This is a genomic window from Ornithinibacillus massiliensis, assembly GCF_018310345.1.
Taxonomy (GTDB): Bacteria; Bacillota; Bacilli; order Bacillales; family Amphibacillaceae; genus Ornithinibacillus; species Ornithinibacillus massiliensis.
On the sequence record NZ_JAGXBY010000004.1, the window covers coordinates 42,233 to 59,942 of the forward strand.

At 38.8% G+C, this 17,710-nt stretch carries 16 protein-coding genes and 3 pseudogenes; 8 read left to right on the plus strand and 11 right to left on the minus strand.

Annotation, left to right across the window (positions count from 1 at the left end; all coding sequences use genetic code 11):
• Positions 1–43: 43 nt before the first annotated feature.
• A complete protein-coding gene (locus KGF86_RS12380; protein WP_211742063.1) occupies positions 44–337 on the minus strand; it encodes a YtxH domain-containing protein in 294 nt (97 codons plus the stop codon).
• A complete protein-coding gene (locus tag KGF86_RS12385) occupies positions 319–825 on the minus strand; it encodes a low molecular weight protein-tyrosine-phosphatase (RefSeq protein ID WP_211742064.1) in 507 nt (168 codons plus the stop codon). The genes KGF86_RS12380 and KGF86_RS12385 overlap by 19 nt, the downstream gene beginning before the upstream one ends.
• Positions 826–961: 136 nt before the next feature.
• Here KGF86_RS12385 and KGF86_RS12390 point away from each other — a divergent pair, with 136 nt between their 5' ends.
• The gene (locus KGF86_RS12390; protein ID WP_186868878.1) at positions 962–2,305 is read left to right on the plus strand and encodes an alanine/glycine:cation symporter family protein; all 1,344 of its coding nucleotides are present in this window, start codon (positions 962–964) and stop codon (positions 2,303–2,305) included.
• Between the two features lie 60 nt (positions 2,306–2,365).
• Here KGF86_RS12390 and KGF86_RS12395 read toward each other — a convergent pair whose 3' ends face one another.
• A complete protein-coding gene (locus tag KGF86_RS12395) occupies positions 2,366–2,908 on the minus strand; it encodes a transcription repressor NadR (RefSeq protein ID WP_211742227.1) in 543 nt (180 codons plus the stop codon).
• Between the two features lie 207 nt (positions 2,909–3,115).
• Here KGF86_RS12395 and KGF86_RS12400 point away from each other — a divergent pair, with 207 nt between their 5' ends.
• Positions 3,116–3,289, plus strand: a complete 174-nt coding sequence (locus KGF86_RS12400; RefSeq protein ID WP_186868880.1) for a hypothetical protein — start codon at positions 3,116–3,118, stop codon at positions 3,287–3,289.
• A gap of 2 nt (positions 3,290–3,291) precedes the next feature.
• Positions 3,292–4,770 carry a sodium:solute symporter family protein gene (locus KGF86_RS12405; RefSeq protein WP_211742065.1) on the plus strand — a complete coding sequence of 493 codons (1,479 nt, stop codon included), beginning with the start codon at positions 3,292–3,294 and terminating at the stop codon, positions 4,768–4,770.
• Between the two features lie 58 nt (positions 4,771–4,828).
• Here the strand turns inward: KGF86_RS12405 and KGF86_RS12410 are convergent, their stop codons facing one another.
• From KGF86_RS12410 to KGF86_RS12420, 3 genes are all read right to left on the minus strand, one after another.
• Entirely contained in the window at positions 4,829–5,497 is a 669-nt protein-coding gene (locus tag KGF86_RS12410; RefSeq protein WP_211742066.1) for an SOS response-associated peptidase, read from the minus strand.
• 22 nt (positions 5,498–5,519) lie between these two features.
• Positions 5,520–6,515: a glutaminase gene (locus KGF86_RS12415; RefSeq protein WP_186868883.1), complete on the minus strand. Its 996-nt coding sequence runs from the start codon at positions 6,513–6,515 to the stop codon at positions 5,520–5,522.
• Between the two features lie 172 nt (positions 6,516–6,687).
• Positions 6,688–7,449, minus strand: coding sequence for a lysophospholipid acyltransferase family protein (locus KGF86_RS12420; RefSeq protein ID WP_211742067.1), 762 nt, complete (start codon positions 7,447–7,449; stop codon positions 6,688–6,690).
• 147 nt (positions 7,450–7,596) lie between these two features.
• On the opposite strand from KGF86_RS12420, the gene KGF86_RS12425 reads away from it, so the two are divergent.
• Positions 7,597–8,157: a maltose acetyltransferase domain-containing protein gene (locus tag KGF86_RS12425; protein WP_211742068.1), complete on the plus strand. Its 561-nt coding sequence runs from the start codon at positions 7,597–7,599 to the stop codon at positions 8,155–8,157.
• A 189-nt stretch (positions 8,158–8,346) separates the two neighbouring features.
• On the opposite strand, the gene KGF86_RS12430 is transcribed toward KGF86_RS12425, so the two are convergent.
• The 3 genes and pseudogenes from KGF86_RS12430 to KGF86_RS19340 all read right to left on the minus strand — a co-directional run.
• Entirely contained in the window at positions 8,347–8,703 is a 357-nt protein-coding gene (locus tag KGF86_RS12430) for a hypothetical protein (protein WP_211742069.1), read from the minus strand.
• Positions 8,704–8,800: 97 nt separating this feature from the next.
• Positions 8,801–9,178 (minus strand): annotated as a pseudogene (locus KGF86_RS19335) (CAP domain-containing protein); the annotation flags it as partial.
• A 21-nt stretch (positions 9,179–9,199) separates the two neighbouring features.
• Positions 9,200–9,562: pseudogene (locus KGF86_RS19340) on the minus strand (CAP domain-containing protein); the annotation flags it as partial.
• Positions 9,563–10,298: 736 nt separating this feature from the next.
• Between KGF86_RS19340 and mreBH the strand changes: the two are divergent.
• The 4 genes from mreBH to KGF86_RS12455 all read left to right on the plus strand — a co-directional run bounded on the left by mreBH (position 10,299) and on the right by KGF86_RS12455 (position 16,219).
• A complete protein-coding gene (gene mreBH, locus KGF86_RS12440; protein ID WP_186868887.1) occupies positions 10,299–11,306 on the plus strand; it encodes a rod-share determining protein MreBH in 1,008 nt (335 codons plus the stop codon).
• Positions 11,307–12,047: 741 nt separating this feature from the next.
• Entirely contained in the window at positions 12,048–13,208 is a 1,161-nt protein-coding gene (locus KGF86_RS12445) for a CaiB/BaiF CoA transferase family protein (protein ID WP_211742070.1), read from the plus strand.
• A 6-nt stretch (positions 13,209–13,214) separates the two neighbouring features.
• On the plus strand, positions 13,215–14,417 hold the full coding sequence (locus tag KGF86_RS12450) for an acyl-CoA dehydrogenase family protein (protein ID WP_186868889.1): 1,203 nt from the start codon (positions 13,215–13,217) through the stop codon (positions 14,415–14,417).
• A gap of 356 nt (positions 14,418–14,773) precedes the next feature.
• The gene (locus KGF86_RS12455; protein ID WP_281413786.1) at positions 14,774–16,219 is read left to right on the plus strand and encodes an NAD-dependent succinate-semialdehyde dehydrogenase; all 1,446 of its coding nucleotides are present in this window, start codon (positions 14,774–14,776) and stop codon (positions 16,217–16,219) included.
• 155 nt (positions 16,220–16,374) lie between these two features.
• Here the strand turns inward: KGF86_RS12455 and KGF86_RS19345 are convergent, their stop codons facing one another.
• Complete coding sequence (locus tag KGF86_RS19345; protein ID WP_246521564.1) at positions 16,375–16,851, minus strand: DUF4279 domain-containing protein; 477 nt, start codon at positions 16,849–16,851, stop codon at positions 16,375–16,377.
• A pseudogene (locus KGF86_RS19350) lies at positions 16,843–17,673 on the minus strand (alpha/beta fold hydrolase); the annotation flags it as partial. The pseudogene KGF86_RS19350 and the gene KGF86_RS19345, both read right to left, overlap by 9 nt.
• Positions 17,674–17,710: the final 37 nt, after the last annotated feature.

Genomic DNA, 17,710 nt, shown 5'->3' on the forward strand with positions numbered 1-17,710 from the left:
GCGCTATGTCCCTGATTCATATTTATCTGTATTCGAATAGTATTTAACCTTCTATTTGTTTAGGTTTGGAGGTTACTTTGACTAATGTATTTTCTACTTGTTCTAATGCATTAACTGCGTTTTCAGTTTGATATGCGAAGCTCTCACTAAATTCTTCCATTGCTACTCGCGCATTATGAACTGATAAAGCTGGATTTCTCATTATATCGACAGATTTATCTTTCACATTGGCTAATTTATGCTTTGCATAATTCCTTGTATCCCAATCAAAAAGCGCTACAATGCCACCTATAGCCGCACCAACAGCAATACTTGAAATCAATCTTTTTTTACCCAATCAATATCTCTCCTTTTTTGTATGTTGTGTTTCTTCTGTATATACGAAAGTAAATGGGTACACCCCTCTGAAACCAATTCATATGTGTAATCAAAATTTCCCGTATAATATGGATCTGGAACCTCTAGTTCTTTTGGTTCCGTCACAAAATCCATCAACTTAGCAACGACAACATGTTCAGTTTTAGAATTAATTTTTTGCAAATCATTTATATTTTGGTCATCCATCGCAATAATATAATTAAAATCATGCCAATCTTTTTCAGATACTTGTCTCGCTTTCATCCCAGTATAAGTAATATTCTGTTGATCTAGTATTTTTCTAGTCCCAGTATGCGGTGCTTCTCCAATATGCCAACTGCCTATACCACCTGAATCAACACTAATCTGTTCTGATAATCCTTTCTTCTCTACTAAATGGCGAAACACTGCCTCAGCCATTGGAGAGCGACATATATTTCCGAGACATACAAATAAAACTTTAATCATATTGACGTATCCACCTTTCGTATCTATTATAATCAATATCGCCATAAGTTTTAAGTGATATGATAGAGGAAACTCGTAATACTTATTGAATGTTCTAAATATTATATCTATAATAAATAAGAAAAGGAGGGGTCATATGGAAAAAATAATAAGTAGTATTAATGATTTTGTCTGGGGACCACCAACATTAATTCTTATTGTTGGAACCGGTATATACCTAACTTTGCGTCTTGGATTTCTACAGTTTCGCACACTTCCCTATGCCTTACGTCTAGCGTTTAGCCCAAGTAAACAGGATAAAAAATCAAAAGGTGATATTAGCCATTTTCAAGCCTTAACAACGGCTATGGCAGCTACCATTGGTACTGGAAATATCGTTGGGGTAGCAACTGCTGTTGTTTTAGGAGGCCCTGGTGCTGTGTTTTGGATGTGGCTTACGGCATTTTTTGGCATGGCAACAAAATATGCTGAAGCTATACTTGCGGTTAAATATCGAGTTGAAAACAGTAAAGGTGAAATGTCTGGGGGACCGATGTACTACTTAGAAAAAGGTTTAAATGCGAAATGGCTTGGCGTTCTCTTTGCCATATTTGGTGCTTGTGCAGCATTTGGTATAGGAAATATGGTTCAGTCTAACTCAGTTTCTGATGCATTAAGCAGCTCTTTTAATGTACCTACTTGGGTTACTGGGCTAACCCTAACCGTATTAGCTGGCCTCGTCATCATTGGTGGAATTAAGAGTATCGGAAAGGTAACGGCTTTCTTTGTTCCTATTATGGCTTTATTCTATGTACTTGGTGGACTTGCTATTATTGTGTTTAACTTCGATTTGGTACCAGCGGCAATTAGTCTAATTTTCACGGATGCATTTACAGCGAGTGCTGTAGGCGGTGGGCTACTTGGTTCGGTTATTCGCTATGGTGTGGCTCGTGGTGTATTCTCCAATGAAGCCGGTCTAGGTTCTGCACCAATTGCTGCCGCGGCTGCTAGAACAGACTATCCAGGTAGGCAAGCGCTAGTTTCCATGACTCAGGTATTCATCGACACGATTATCGTATGTTCCATTACTGGAATTACCATTGTGATGGCAGATCTTGCCGGTAGTGGCTTATCTGGAGGCCCTCTAACACAGGCATCCTTCACAGCGTTCTTAGGTGACTGGGGTGGTTATATTGTCACCATTGGCATTGTATTATTTGCCTTTTCCACAATGGTTGGGTGGTCATACTACGGTGAAAAATGTATTGCCTATTTATTCAATGATCGTGCTGTTCCGATTTACCGTATCATATTTGTATTAGCTATTTTCTGGGGTGCAGTTCAATCGTTGGATCTAGTTTGGAATATTTCGGACACGATGAATGCCCTAATGGCAATTCCAAACTTAATTGGGTTACTAGGACTATCTGGTGTAGTCGTTTATGAAACGAAGAGGTTCTTAGAGGTTGCAAGAAAAGAGAAGGAACAAGAACGAGCTTAATGTTTTAAAGGACAATTCCCTTATTAAAGGGTTAATTGTCCTTTTTTCTAAAATATATTGTTAATCCTCTAATAAATACCCTAACATCCGTAACGCCTCACAGGCTTGATCTAACTGTTCTTCTCTCTCTGCTTCAATCTCGTGTAAATGTACACCTTCTGTAAGCCTAGAAAGCAACGATGCCCCTGTATGTTTTAATTCCTCTAAAAAAGCATCCGCTTCCTTACGATTTTTAATCATTAAGGAGCCTGTTATATCACCGTATATTGGATGTTCCACCATTACATTTCTTACTGTAACTCCATGATCTACTAATGTGTAAAGCTCCTCAGCTGTTTGTTCTGCTGTATGCTTCACAACGATTACACGAGTTGCTCGTTCGTTCTCATGATTATCACGTAAATAAACATAACCCCTAGCGGTAGCCATAATCGGCTCACCTGTTGCTTTTAAAAGAGATATATCTTGTACAATGACTTGACGACTTACATTGGAACGCTCTGATAGCTCTTTCCCTGTAATAGGCTCACGCTCGTCCTTTAACCAAGTTAGAATCAAACTTCTTCTTTTTTCCCCTAGAATTTTTTTCGCTTCTCCCGTCATTGGTACAACCTCCGCATACTTTTTCACTTATTATACACACTAACGTTACACGATTTTCTCTTATTATACCTTACCTATTCGTAACAGACTAATATGTCATTTTTAAATTACAATTGATTTTTTATACCATATGTGTAAATATATGTGTAAAGACACATGTAAAGTTTTTAGTGGATCTATTAAATTATGAAATGAAGGAGAATACAAATGAAACGTATTTGGGGAATCATTATCATTATAACCATTCTCTTGGCCTATATTATTCCATACACCATGCTATCGGCTGTTCAATCTTGGACAGGTAGCTTTTTGTTCTGGGGTATAACAGGCGTTGTTATTATTATTGCAAACATCATGCTGACAAGGGATTGGAGTGAATAGAATTGAATACTAGTTTTGTCATTTGGGGAATTATTATCTATATTATCATCGCATCCACGATTGCTTTATTATCTAGAAAAGGAAATCTCCCTGGAATGTCGGGTTACTTTATTGGCAATCGTAAAATGAATGGTATATTATCCGCGCTTAGTTATAGTGCTACGACTTACAGTGCCTTTATGATGGTTGGACTAGCTGGGCTTACTTATCAAGGCGGGGTCGGTGCACTTGGTTTTGAAATAATTTATTTTATAGGTGTTTCGCTAATTTTAATATTTGGACCTAGATTCTGGTTAGCTGGAAAGAAAAATGGGTATGTGACGCCATCGGAAATGATTGGGGATCGGTATCAAAGTAAGTCTGCTGCAATAGTTATTGCACTCATGAGTTGTCTATTCCTAATTCCATATAGCGCCGTACAATTGGCCGGTGTTGGATATTTATTACAAGGAATGACAGGTGGCTCGATTTCTTTTTCTACCGGGGTTATCATCGCTATCGCGCTCGCTCTGTTCTTCTCTTATGCTGCCGGAATTCGTTCAGTGGTTTGGACCGACTCCCTTCAAGCAATATTTATGATTATTACATCTACTATCGTGGTAATCTTAATCGTCCATTCGCTTGGCGGATTTGGACAGTTTTTCGATAATTTACAAACAACACAACCAGAAATGTTAGCTGTACCAGGAAATGGTTATTTTAGCATTTTAACTTTCTTGGGATTAACCATACCATGGTTTTTCTTTAGTATTTCGAATCCACAGGTAAGCCAACGACTATTCATGCCGAATTCCTTTAAAGGCTTAAGACAAATGTTAATCGGATTTCTTGTATTCGGATTAATCTATACATTTGTATCGGTTATGTGGGGATTTTCAGCTTTACAGCTTTTCCCAGACTTAGAAAAAGCAGACCTAGCAACTCCTAGTCTGTTATCATCTGATGCTGTTCCACCACTATTAGGCGTAATCGTAATGGTTGGAATCTTAGCTGCAGCGGTATCCACCATTGATTCTATCATGCTTACCTTATCCTCTATGTTTGCTCGAGATGTCTATGGGAACATGAAAAGTCGGCCAGACGATCGAAAGCAATTAAAAGTCGGAAAAATTATTATTCCAGTAATCGCTATATTAGCCTATGCTTTTGCAGAACTGGAGTTAGATTTAATCGCTGTCTTGTCTGTTGCTGCTTCATCTGGGTTAATCGTTGGTGTTCCAGCTATTGTCGGGACATTTTTCTGGAAGCGTGGAACTTCCTTAGGAGTTATCGTTAGTGTAATTGTAACAGCGCTTTTAGTACTTTATCTAGAAGCTACTGGTACAAAACCGCTTGGCCTAGGTTCCGGAATATGGGGGCTAATAATTTCATCTGTACTATTTATTGGTGTCAGCTTAATATCACGACCACCGGAAGCAAAAGCACATGAGTTTGTTAATTTGATGAAGGAATATCGAAAAACAAAGAAAGCCATAGAATAAAAAGTCATTAACAAAAAGAGACTGTGTTATTACGGTCTCTTTTTTTTCATGGCACTAATTAATCCGCAACTGGAGCAATGCAGCTTTCATTATTATTTTTTGCGGTATTAACATAGTTCGACACATTATAAGCTTTAAGTTCTTCGGGTTCTAAATGAAAGATGAACTCTCTAGCTTCTAATGGGACCATCTCTTCTGGTGCAATCCACTCATTTTCTTTGCTCTTTGGTAGAATAATCGGCATACGATCATGTATATCCTTCATAAATGGATTCGCTTCACGGGTTAGGATTGTACAGGTAAATAAACGTTTATCATGTTGGGACCATTTATCCCATAGCCCTGCGAATGCAAATAGCTTACGATTTGCTAACTGAATGCGTTTTGCTTGTTTTCCATTCTCTGTCCTTTTCCACTCATAAAAGCTATCCGCTATAATTAAACACCGTTTGCGGGACAGTAGCTTCTTAAAGCTAGGCTTTTCATGGGCTGACTCACTTCTAGCATTAATCATGTTATACCCTATTTTCTCATCCTTTGCCCAGGACGGCACGAGTCCCCAACGTAGATAGCCTGCACGTTTTTGCTTACCATCATGAATAATAGCAAGCACATTTTGCCCTGGTGCAATATTATAACTTGGATGGTAATTTGCAATCTCTTGCTCTAGCTCGAACTCCTCCAGTATCTCTAGTTCATCTGCTAGAAGTGTGTACCTTCCACACATATAAAATCCCCCTTTGAACAAGTTAAAAAATACTTAGATCCCATTGAGATGCAATATGTTTTAAAAGCTTCATTCCCGCAATACTATTTCCTCTATTTTCTAGGGCAGGTCCGTAAACACCGATTCCGCATCCTTCAATAAAAGGTAATTCAGAACTTCTTACGCGAGGTGGTGCTACGGCAACAATCCCTCCAGAGACACCACTTTTTGCGGGAATACCGACATAGGTGGCAAATTTTCCAGAGGCATCGTACATCCCACAAGTTAGCATTAATGCTTTCGTAATTCTGGCTATTTGACGTGGAATAACTTCTTCCTCATTGTTAGGATCTTCTCCATCATTTGCTAAAATTAACCCAATTCGAGCTAAATCTTCAACCGTTGCTTCAATGGAACATTGTTGAAAATATGTCTCTAATGTTACTTCTAGGTCTGATTCCAAAAATCCTGTTTCCACCAAATAATATCCTATTGCTCGGTTTCGTGCTGATGTCTCATATTCCGATTGATAAACCTCCTGATTAACTATAGGACGATAACCAATCATCCGCTCAAGTAATACTAGTATTGTCTCTAGCTTTTCCTTAGGTGTATCCCCTTTAAGCATTGATGTTACGGTTATTGCTCCGGCATTGACGAAAGGATTAAAAGGCTTATTTGGACTTTTCATTTCCAAATGCATAATGGAGTTAAACGCCTGTCCTGTCGGTTCGACATCTACCCTGTCTAATACATAGCTAACCCCTTTTTCCATGCAAGCTGCTATAAAACTAATTACTTTTGAAATACTTTGTATCGTAAAGGATATATCAACATCACCTGAGCAAATCTTCAGGCCGTTTTTTCCATGGATTGCTATGCCAAGATGGCAAGGATTTGCATTGGCTAAGATAGGAATATAAGATGCAACTTCCCCTTCTTTCGTATCTTTACGGTAAAAAGTTACCCAATCATCTACATAATTCTGCAACCACTTTTCATCTAACTGTGTATTCCAATTAACAGTACCCTGAACCATTTGTTTCACCTCAAATTAACAAAATAAGTTACTACCCCTAGTATGTAACGTTATCGATTAGATATTGAGAATTTTCTTGCCATGAAAGGATAAATTTATCGCAAATAACCATTTGTGAAGGTAAAAAAACAGTGTGGCATTCACAACCACACTGTCGAGAAAATTTTCTATACTATTGAGTAGTAATGGCAACTTTTACTTCCTTTTCTCTTTCCGCTCTATATGGCAAAGCACTTTCAACTATGTGTTGTAAATGTTCTGCCAGATCAGCACTTTTCAGGGATGCATATTCTTCTGGAAAGATTGCATCATGGATGGTCATCGTAATCGAAGAACCCTGTACACGACCATTTCCTTCCTCAAGCATCTTATAGGTGCCATTAATTGTCACAGGGACAATTGGAACATTTGCCTTTGTCGCAAGTCGTAAACTACCTGGTTTAAACTCATTTAGTTTATTCCCTCTACTCCTAGTTCCCTCTGGAAAAATAACGAGTGAGTGACCATTTTTTAAGTTTTCGATTCCTTGATTAATTGCCTTCATGGATTGCCGTCGATCTTCCCGATCAATAAATACACAGTTTAACAAACTCATCCATGTTCTAATAATTGGTAGCTTGTTAATTTCTTTCTTCGCAATAAAGCCTATAGGTTTATCTAAATGCCCTAAAAAAGCTAAAATATCAAACAACCCTTGGTGATTCGCTACATACAAAACAGGACCCTCAGGGATTTTTTCACTACCAGTTAACAAAACATTCGTGCCTGTAGCCTTAATGACTTTTTGGGAAACTGTTTTAGGCGTATGAAATATTTCTTCTCGAATCTCTTCCGTACTTGTTTTTCGGTATAATTTTTTTGCCTTTTGTAAATTAAAAAGACTGCCTATAACTAATATAATTGCATAGGTATAGATTCGTATAGAAAATAACATCGTTTGATTCCTCCTATTGTACATGTTTTATTATACGTTGAAACCGTCTATGTTCAAGTAATATAAATGTAACAGTTAACCTTAGAAGTTATCCAATAAAAGGTGTATGCTATTACTAAGCAATTAATAATAAAAGGAGTGAATCAAATGAAAACCGAAAAAGAAAAAATGTTACTCGGGGAATTGTATCTTGCTGGAGATCCAGAACTGGTAAAGGAAAGGATACATGCAAGAGGTCTAACAAGATTATATAACGAAACACTAGAAACAGATAATGAAAAACGCAAAACATTATTAAGGGAATTATTTGGTTCAACAGGTAACAATATTTACATAGAACCAACCTTCAAATGTGACTACGGATATAACATTTATGTCGGGGAGAATTTCTATGCTAATTTTGATTGTGTTTTTTTAGATGTATGTGAGATTCGAATAGGTGATAATTGTTTCGTTGCGCCGGGAGTTCATATTTATACTGCAACCCACCCTTTAAATGCCCAGGAGCGCATCTCAGGAGCAGAATTTGGTAAGCCCGTTTGGATTGGTCATAACGTTTGGATTGGTGGAAGATCCGTAATTAATCCAGGCGTTACAATTGGTAATAATGTCGTCGTTGCATCGGGGTCTGTGGTAACGAAGGATGTACCTGACAATGTTGTAGTGGGCGGCAATCCGGCAAGGATAATTAAAGAGATTATGGAATAAAAAGCTAGGTGCGTAGACGATGCGTGCCTTCCCTTTTTATTACTTACTATTCTTCGGTCAGACGCTGTTCTATTTTTTCGTTGAGTTCATGGTTACTCTTCGTAAACAGCTCGTAAGAAGGAAAATCCTGGTGATTTTGAAGCTCCATCATGATCAGACTAACCATTTCCAGCTCTTTTTTTAATTCTTCTACCTCCTTAACTGATACTGAATACCCGCCGCTTTTTGTAATAATTGTCCTATGTCATAGAGCATATATCCAATTGTGTGTAATTCATTTTGCAGGTTCATAAATCGAAATGAACTATTTAGTATTTGTTCACGGTAATTATCTAGTAGCTTTTTTCCGTCTTCTGTTTTAGTAGCTTCTTCTATATTAGTGCTACTAATTCTGTTAACTAGCCTGCGAGTATCTTTTACCTGTCTTTCGTAAAAAGAAGCGATTTCACTTTTATACGCTCTCGTATCTTGATACAATTGACCAGTAAACTGAACCAATACCAAACTAAGTATGGCTAAAATAACAATAGCAATGTTCTTTTTCATCGATTGACCTCTCTTTCTTATACTTACTCCCTTCATGTTAATATAATATTCGGAATCTAATGACAAGAAAACGAACAGTTAGTTTTAAACTGTCCGCTTATTTTCTCTTGATAAACTGCTGCGTCCAAAGGATACCTTCTTTTACAAACCCAACGCCGATATGGGTGAAATCGGGATTTAAAATATTCTCCCGATGCCCTTCACTCTTCATCCACGCTTCTACGACTTCTTCGGGGGTAAATTGACCTCTAGCAATGTTCTCACCTGCTATTTGATACGATACGTCATATTGATCCATCATATCAAATGGGGAACCATATGTAGGACTTGTATGATCAAAGTAATCCTTTTCCGCCATATCCTTCGACTTAGCTCTGGCAACCTCCCCCAGCTTGCTATCTACTGATAACGGTGCTAGACCGTGCTTTTTTCTTTCTTGATTGGTTAGGTCCACGACTTGTTGTTCATAGGTAGACTCGTTAACTGATGGATCTAATTTTTTTATGAATTGCTGTGTCCAATGATAGCCCTGTTGCGTAAAGCCCACTCCTATGTGAGTAAAATCAGGGTGAAGAATATTTTGCCGATGCCCTTTACTATCCATCCAGGCCTGGACAACTTCTTGTGGTGAGGTTTGCCCCTTCGCGATATTTTCTCCTGCTGAATAATACGTTATTCCAAAACTATCGATCATATCAAATGGGGAACCATAGGTTGGACTCTCATGAGAAAAATAATTTTCTGTTGCCATATCCACTGATTTTCTTCGTGCTACCTCCGCCAACTGATTATCTAGCTGCAGAGGGGCTAGCCCGGCTTTTTCTCGCTCCATATTGGTCAGTCGAATAACCTCCTGCTCAAACTCCCTTTGAATTATCTCTGTAGTTTGAACAGTTCGTTCTTCTGTCTGTTTCTCTGTCGGGTTTAATGTTTCCTTTGCCGCAGAGTTTTGTTTAGGCGGTGCTGCTTGTTGCTCCTCTTGCTGTACATCTTGCTTTATTTTCGTATGCTTTACCTCTTCCTTCCCCGCTCTCCATGCAAGCGTTAGGTTATTCAATCCTTTCCAGTCTATATTTGCTATTCCTTTTCCTTGCCCGCCTCTATTTAGTTGGAAATATTCATTTAATGAGGAAGCCGTATGCTTATAGAAGGTGCCCTCCTTGAAGTAATAGCGGTACAGTTCTTTATTTTCAGCATCGACTAATTTTGGCATGATAAATAATATACATGTCAGGACGAGTAACCCTATATGTACTGTTTTCCCTTTCATATTAGCTCCCCTTTTCATTATCATTTCCCGTTTCGACACGTTCTGAGTTTATTATCTCACATCCTGTCGTTCTTGAAATTTCCAGTTTTATTACATTCGACAAAAAATGTAAAGGAAATGAAACTTGTATTTACTCCTATTTTGTCTTATTTTTATATAGTGGCACTAATATATTGTGGTAATGGATATCGAACCAATTATTCCTGATAATGTAAGAGAGTTTGCAAATACTAAAAATATGTCTATTAACACCCATAATTTATTTGTCGAAGTAGAAGATTATATTATATAGTAAGACTAATCGTCATCAATGGAGGAACTAATTATGTTTTCTAATGCAGAAATCGGAATTGATTTAGGTACTGCTAATATACTTATCTATGCTAAAAATAAAGGCATTATCTTAAACGAGCCATCAGTTGTGGCAATTGATATAAATACAAAGCAAGTCGTAGCTGTTGGTACGGAAGCAAAAGAAATGATCGGTAAAACACCAAGAAATATCGTACCTATTCGCCCACTAAAAGACGGCGTTATTGCTGACTACGATATTACGGCTCAAATGTTAAAGGCTTTCTTAAAGAAAGTAAGCAAAAAATTAGGCATGTCTATGCGAAAACCAAACGTGGTGGTATGTACACCTTCTGGTAGTACAACTGTGGAAAGAAGAGCTATTCATAATGCGGTAACTAGCTATGGTGCGAAGCAAGTTCATTTAATTGAAGAGCCTGTAGCTGCTGCTATTGGATCAGACTTACCAGTTGATGAACCAATTGCAAACGTAATCGTAGATATCGGTGGTGGTACTGCTGAAATCGGAATCATCTCCCTTGGTGGAGTTGTATCCTCTAGCTCTGTTCGTGTTGGTGGAGATAAAATGGATGAAGAGATTATCCAATACATCCGCAAGAAATACAATATTCTAATCGGTGAACGTACCGCTGAAAATGTGAAAATGGAAATCGGTTACGCTCACGAAAATCATAAAGAAGAACTTATAGATGTTCGTGGTCGTGATATGGTAACCGGGCTACCAAAAACAATTTCTATTTCATCTAAAGAAGTTTATGAAGCAATTAGCGAATCTCTAGAGCAAATTTTACAAGCTATCAGGGTAACTTTAGAAAACTGTCCGCCAGAATTAAGTGGTGACATCGTAGATCACGGAATTGTCATTACTGGTGGAGGATCGTTGCTAAAAGGCATGCAAGAATGGCTAGCACATGAGTTATCTGTACCTGTTCATCTTGCACCAAACCCACTAGAATCCGTAGCTATCGGTACCGGAAAAGCAATCAAAATGATTTCTAAGCTTGAAAAAGCTACGAAGTAATAAAGCGGGGGCACATGCTCCCGTGTTTTATTTTGGAGTTTGGTAGTGTGTGCTGATGCGTTTGGGCGTAGCTTTTGAGTGGATGGGATTAGCTTGGCTTGGGATGGGCGCATCTTCCAGTTGAATGGGACTAACTTGACTTAGTTTGGGCGCATCTTCCGGTTGGATGGGGCTATCTTAACTTGGGTCGGGCGCATCTTCCAGTTGAATGGGTCTATCTTGGCTTGGGTTGGGCGCATCTCCCTGTGGAATGGGTCTATCTTGGCTTGGTTTGGACGCATCTCCCTGTGTGGAATGGGTCTATCTTGACTTGGATTGGGCGCATCTCCTCGTTGATTGGGACCATCTTAACTTAAATTGGGCGCATCTCCTTATTATTAGATCTGCTGCCCTATCATTCCTCCTCCCCCTAAAATCTACAGCCCTCAAATTAACAAACAAAAAATTAACGATTACCTGTTTACAAATATATTAGAATAAATTAAACTAAAGAAAAGAGTCATGTTAAAGCGCTTACACCGTTAACCCGCATGACCTTTTTTAACAGATTAATACACTTTACCATACTGCCTAGCTTGTTCACAGTTCGCGACCTGATCTGTTCCAACAGGCGATAAGCCAGTTCAACTTGAGTTACAGCACCAGCTGTGTTCATTTTGAATTGGCTTTTTTTATTATATTTTTCGCAAGTTAATTTCACCTATAGAAAAACAAAATGAGTATGAAGAAAGGAGTGTAGCCGTGTCAGGAGCTTTAGAGCATATACGAGTTCTTGATTTAACACGAGTTCTTGCTGGGCCATATTGTACGATGATACTAGGTGATTTAGGTGCTGAGGTTCTTAAAGTGGAGGCACCTGGTGGAAGTGATGAAACACGGAAATGGGGTCCTCCTTTTCAAAATGATGTGAGTGCCTATTACCTTTGTGCCAATCGGAACAAGAAAAGCATCACGGTAAACCTCAAAACTGATGAAGGCATTCAAACTATTAAAGAGTTAGTTAAAGAGTCTGATGTTGTAATTCATAATTTCAAGACCGGTACGATGGAGCGATTCGGGATTGATTATGATAACCTAGCCAATATTAATCCAAGGTTAATCTACTGTTCTATTACTGGATTCGGTGAAACTGGTCCCTATAAAGACTTACCAGGCTATGACTTTATCATTCAGGGCATGAGTGGATTGATGAGTATAACAGGTGATGAAGCATCTGGTCCACAAAAGGTGGGAGTGGCCATAGCCGATATTTTAACAGGCTTGTACGCAGCGGTTGGGATCCAGGCAGCGATTATCGAACGAAATCAATCTGGAAAAGGTCAAAAGCTAGATCTCTCTCTTTATGATTCGGCAGTAAGTGCCTTAATTAATATCGGCAGTAACTACTTAATGTCTGGAAAAATTCCTTCTAGACTCGGTAATCATCATGCTAACATCGTCCCTTACCAAACCTTCAATACAATGGATGGTGAAATGGTCATAGCGATTGGAAATGACAATCAGTTTAAAACATTTTGTACTATTTTAGGAAAAAAACAATATAGTGAAGATGACCGCTTTCGTACCAATCCTGCACGGGTTGCAAATCGAGACATATTAATCCCATTAATCCAGGAAATTCTAGTTACAAAACCGACTAGCTATTGGTTGGATCTGTGTCATGAAAACAATGTTCCGTGTGGACCTATCCAAAACTTGCAAGAAGTTGCCGAAGATCCACAGCTATCTGCCCGCGATATGTTCTTAGAAACCGAGCATCCAACTGCTGGCATCATTAAAATGATTGGCAGTCCATTAAAGCTCTCTCGGACACCCGTTACATTAAGATATCATCCTCCAAATGCTGGTGAGCATAACGAGGAAATTTTACAATCTATCAAAACTAATCTGAATCAGGAGTGATCAAGGATGAATTTTAATTTTACTGAAGAGCAAAATATGTTGCGTGAAACGGTTAGAAGTTTCGTAGACAAGGAGATTATGCCCTATATTGCGGATTGGGATCGCGAAGGACAGTTTGATCAAAATATATATAATCGTTTAGCTGAACTTGGTCTAATGGGGGTTTGTATACCGGAAGAATATGGTGGAAGTGGAATGGATTATAATGCCCTTGCTATTGTATGTGAGGAATTAGAACGCGGAGACACTGCATTCCGTACGGCAGTATCTGTTCATACCGGATTAAACTCTATGACGTTATTACAATGGGGTACAGAAGAACAAAAGCAAAAGTATCTTACACCGCAGGCTAAGGGGGGAAAAATCGGCGCTTTCGGTTTAACTGAGCCAGGTGCAGGCTCTGACGTTGCTTCCCTGCAGTCTACTGCTGTTAAGGAGGGCGATTACTATATTTTAAATGGACAAAAAACTTGGATTTCCTTATGTGATGTTGCTGACCATTTCCTAGTATTTGCCTATACCGATAAATCGAAGAAACACCACGGAATTTCTGCCTTTATCGTGGAAAGAACATGGGATGGCTTTTCTTCAAAAGCAATCAAAGGAAAACATGGTATCCGCTCTGGTAATACGGGAGAACTTTTCTTCGATAATGTAAAGGTTCCTGCTGAGAATTTACTTGGTGAAGAAGGTGAAGGATTCAAAATTGCCATGTCTGCATTAGATAATGGGCGCTTCACGGTTGCCGCTGGTGCTGTTGGACAAATAATGGCGTGTCTTGAAGCAAGTGTGAAATATTGCCATGATCGGGAAACATTTGGCAAGCCGATTGGCCGTCATCAATTAGTACAACAAATGATTGCCAAAATGGAAGCAGGACTTCAAATGAGCCGATTACTAGTATATCGTGCTGGAGAGCTTAAAAATGAAGGGAAACGTAATACAAGAGAAACATCTCTGGCAAAATGGCAAGCTTGTGATTTTGCAAACCGTGCCGCCGATGATGCCATGCAGATTCACGGTGCATATGGATATTCTGATGAATATCCAGTTGAACGCTACCTACGAAACTCTAAAGCTCCAGTTATATATGAAGGAACTCGTGAAATTCATACCGTTATGCAAGCTGAGTATGTGCTTGGATATCGTAAAGATAAACCATTAAATAAAATGCTCCCTGCCTGGAACCCAGATAAAGAACTAGTGTAAAGCGTACAAGTGCGCACCTACTAATTACTGCATAATTGTAGGTGCGCTGTGCTTATTGTTAGGTAAATGCTTCTTAAAGCAAAGCAATGAGCTTTTAAGCCCTTGTTGGTGGGAGATGCGCCTTATTTTGCGGTTTATGTGACCTTGTGGGGGCGTGCTTGCGACCATTTCCTGTTCACTTGCGACCTTGAGAAACTTACATCTGACCATTACCAGTATACTTATGACATTGATCAACCTACAGGTACCCCGAACTGGGTGTTCTCACACCCTGCCATGTTATAATAGATTTGAACTGGGCTACATTTGCCTATTGGTGTCGCGAATTAAAAAAATTTAAAATGGGGAGGAAAAACATGATTTCAACATTAACCAAAAGTATTTACATTAATGGTGAGTGGCGTGAAATTGATTCATCCAAGACACATACCGTTTACAACCCAGCAACATTAGAACCAATTACAGAGGTAGCTTATGGCGGTATGGAAGAAACAAAGGAAGCAATTGAGGCTGCTGCTAATGCATTTCCAGTTTGGAGTGAAATGACGGGTAGACAGCGCTCTCGTGTTTTGTACAAAGCTGCTGAACTGATGCGAAAAGAGGCTAAGCGACTTGGTGAAATTTTAACGAAAGAGCAAGGTAAACCATTGGCTGAAGCAATTGGAGAAGTAAAAGGTGCTGCAGGATTTTTACTTTGGTATGCTGAAGAGGCGTCTCGTGGTTACGGGGAATGGATTCCTTCATCGGTTAAAACGAAGCGTATGCTAGTAGTACCTAAGCCAATTGGTGTTGTTGGAGCGATTACACCTTGGAACTTCCCATCTTCCATGATTACTCGGAAATTAGGTCCAGCACTAGCTGCAGGATGTACAGTTGTGTTAAAGCCCTCACCTGAAACACCACTGTCTGCTATTGAAATTGTAAAGATTTTTGAAGAAGCAGGAATGCCAGCTGGGGTCGTCAATCTAGTTACTGGTGATGCTCAAGCAATTGGAAAAGAAATGCTTACTAATAAAGAGGTTAAACTCATAACGTTTACTGGTTCTACTGCGGTCGGAAAATACTTAATGCGTGAAGCTGCAGATCAAGTGAAAAAAGTGTCGCTAGAGCTTGGGGGACACGCACCAATTATTGCGTTTGAGGATGCGGATTTGGATAAAGCTACTACACTATCATTAGCAAGTAAATTCCGTAATAATGGGCAAACTTGTATTTGTGCGAATCGTTTATATGTTCACGAGTCCATTGCTGACGAATTTACTGCTTTATTAAAAGAAAAGCTTGAAAAAATGAAGGTTGGAAATGGTTTGGATGAGGGTGTGGACCTAGGTCCATTAATTAGCGAACAAGCACGAGAAAAGGTCGAAAGTCATCTACATGATGCGCTAGAGAAAGGTGCTGAAATTGTTGCAGGAGGCAATAAATGGGATGGACAGCTAAAAGGTTATTTCTGCCCACCAACCATTGTTAAAAACGCAACCGACGACATGAAGGTCATGCGTGAAGAAACTTTTGGTCCTCTCTTCCCTATTCAAACCTTTACGGATGAAGCAGAGGTTATCCAAAAGGCAAATAATACAGACTATGGTTTAGCTGCTTATATTTTCACCGAGAATACTAGTCGAACATTGCGCGTTGCTGAAAAACTTGAATATGGCATGATCGGTGTGAACGATGTCTTCCCTTCTGTTCCTGAAGCACCATTTGGTGGAATCAAGCAATCTGGTAACGGTAAAGAAGGCGGCCATCATGGTATGAGTGAATTTTTAGAAGAAAAATTAATCTCGATTGCGATTGATTAACTTAAAAAATCGGCTATAGTCAACTACTGTAGCCGATTTTTGTTGTCTGCCAACTTATCTTCGCTTTCCCGATATGCTGATCCTCTTAAACTATGATTTCCTCTTCACTCTATTAACGGATGAAAATTACAAAACCCTCTGTTACGAGCTCTGTATTAATCATTACTCTCTTCTTCAGTAAATGGATTAACATATTGATCTAAATCCATTCCTACTCCAATGTCAACCATAAATTGCATTTGCTCAACAGTAAGTGAATAGCCTGGAGACATTCCATCATAGATATAGGGAACCATGCCAATATATGGTTCAACACCTAATTCTTCTTTAAGTTCATTGATGATAGTAACTTTATCCTGAAATGTGTGAACTATTTCATTTACTAGCCCCTCAAAGTCTAGGGTTTCAATTCGTCCTGTACTATATTTCCATTTGGTAAACCGATATTGCCTTATTCTATTTGGTGGATGAAATTCTCCCCTTTTCTCTGTTTCAGTTGGAATGATTCCAAGTCTTTCTGTTACATATGCTAAGGAGAAATCATTATCTAATCCCCCATTAAGTGATAAGTATACTTCAATCGAAGTTCTTTCTTTTTCCAATAGTTCTCCTCCAAATTGCGCTATTGTCATCCTTACAAACTCCGCGAATTTCTCCTCTTCCTCAGAGAAAGGATTATGATTACTTTCCTCAAAAATGGTAAGAGAAGCATTCGGAATAAGCTCTGCAATTTCCACGCCAAATCTTAAAGGGCACTGGGCATCATATCTTCCTGCATAAATGTAACTTGGAATTGTGATGCTTTTTAATTCTTCCCTAATATCATAGGTGGGATATTCTACTTTTCTAAAATAATCTAGCCTCGGTCCCACGGTTTTTCCACTGTTCGGCTTTTTCATTGATTCTTGAAGCTTTGCTTCGGAATGATAAGACATTAACGCCCATTCATAGCCCATTTTTCTTCTCATTTCAATAGGAGTATTTGGATTTTCCAACAAATTCATTATTTCTACTATTCTATTGAAATTAGGATTTTTACTACAATAAATTGAATCTGGATCCTCGCCATATTCCTTACTTGCGGCTGCACCACCTGCAATTATCTTTGTTAATGAGTGAGGGCTAATAATGGCATATTTTAATGCAAGCATGCCACCAGCAGAATGACCAGCAAATCCCCATTGCTTAATGCCTAAAGCTTCTCTAATAGCCTCTAAATCAAGAACAGCTGCATCCATACTATACTCACTGACATCTTTAGCCGGAGCTGAGTTACCCGCTCCTTTTAAGTTAATCAGGTACACATGATGATGCTCGGTAAAGAAATTAGCAAATCTATTACCTTTTTCATTATAAGCACTATAGTGATGTGTTACTGCTAAAGGCTCCCCTTCCCCCTTCTCAAACACCTCAAATACTCCTCTTTCTGTTTCTATTAAGCTTTTGATCCACATACAAATTCCCCCTTTTGTTTATAACGTCTCTTATTAC

Bases quoted from the DNA above. Each gene is read 5' to 3' on its own strand.
- KGF86_RS12385 (WP_211742064.1), bottom strand. From the start codon at position 825: ATGATTAAAGTTTTATTTGTATGTCTCGGAAATATATGTCGCTCTCCA.
- KGF86_RS12390 (WP_186868878.1), top strand. From the start codon at position 962: ATGGAAAAAATAATAAGTAGTATTAATGATTTTGTCTGGGGACCACCA.
- KGF86_RS12395 (WP_211742227.1), bottom strand. From the start codon at position 2,908: ATGACGGGAGAAGCGAAAAAAATTCTAGGGGAAAAAAGAAGAAGTTTG.
- KGF86_RS12400 (WP_186868880.1), top strand. From the start codon at position 3,116: ATGAAACGTATTTGGGGAATCATTATCATTATAACCATTCTCTTGGCC.
- KGF86_RS12410 (WP_211742066.1), bottom strand. From the start codon at position 5,497: ATGTGTGGAAGGTACACACTTCTAGCAGATGAACTAGAGATACTGGAG.
- KGF86_RS12415 (WP_186868883.1), bottom strand. From the start codon at position 6,515: ATGGTTCAGGGTACTGTTAATTGGAATACACAGTTAGATGAAAAGTGG.
- KGF86_RS12420 (WP_211742067.1), bottom strand. From the start codon at position 7,449: ATGTTATTTTCTATACGAATCTATACCTATGCAATTATATTAGTTATA.
- KGF86_RS12425 (WP_211742068.1), top strand. From the start codon at position 7,597: ATGAAAACCGAAAAAGAAAAAATGTTACTCGGGGAATTGTATCTTGCT.
- KGF86_RS12430 (WP_211742069.1), bottom strand. From the start codon at position 8,703: ATGAAAAAGAACATTGCTATTGTTATTTTAGCCATACTTAGTTTGGTA.
- mreBH (WP_186868887.1), top strand. From the start codon at position 10,299: ATGTTTTCTAATGCAGAAATCGGAATTGATTTAGGTACTGCTAATATA.
- KGF86_RS12450 (WP_186868889.1), top strand. From the start codon at position 13,215: ATGAATTTTAATTTTACTGAAGAGCAAAATATGTTGCGTGAAACGGTT.
- KGF86_RS12455 (WP_281413786.1), top strand. From the start codon at position 14,774: ATGATTTCAACATTAACCAAAAGTATTTACATTAATGGTGAGTGGCGT.
- KGF86_RS19345 (WP_246521564.1), bottom strand. From the start codon at position 16,851: ATGACAATAGCGCAATTTGGAGGAGAACTATTGGAAAAAGAAAGAACT.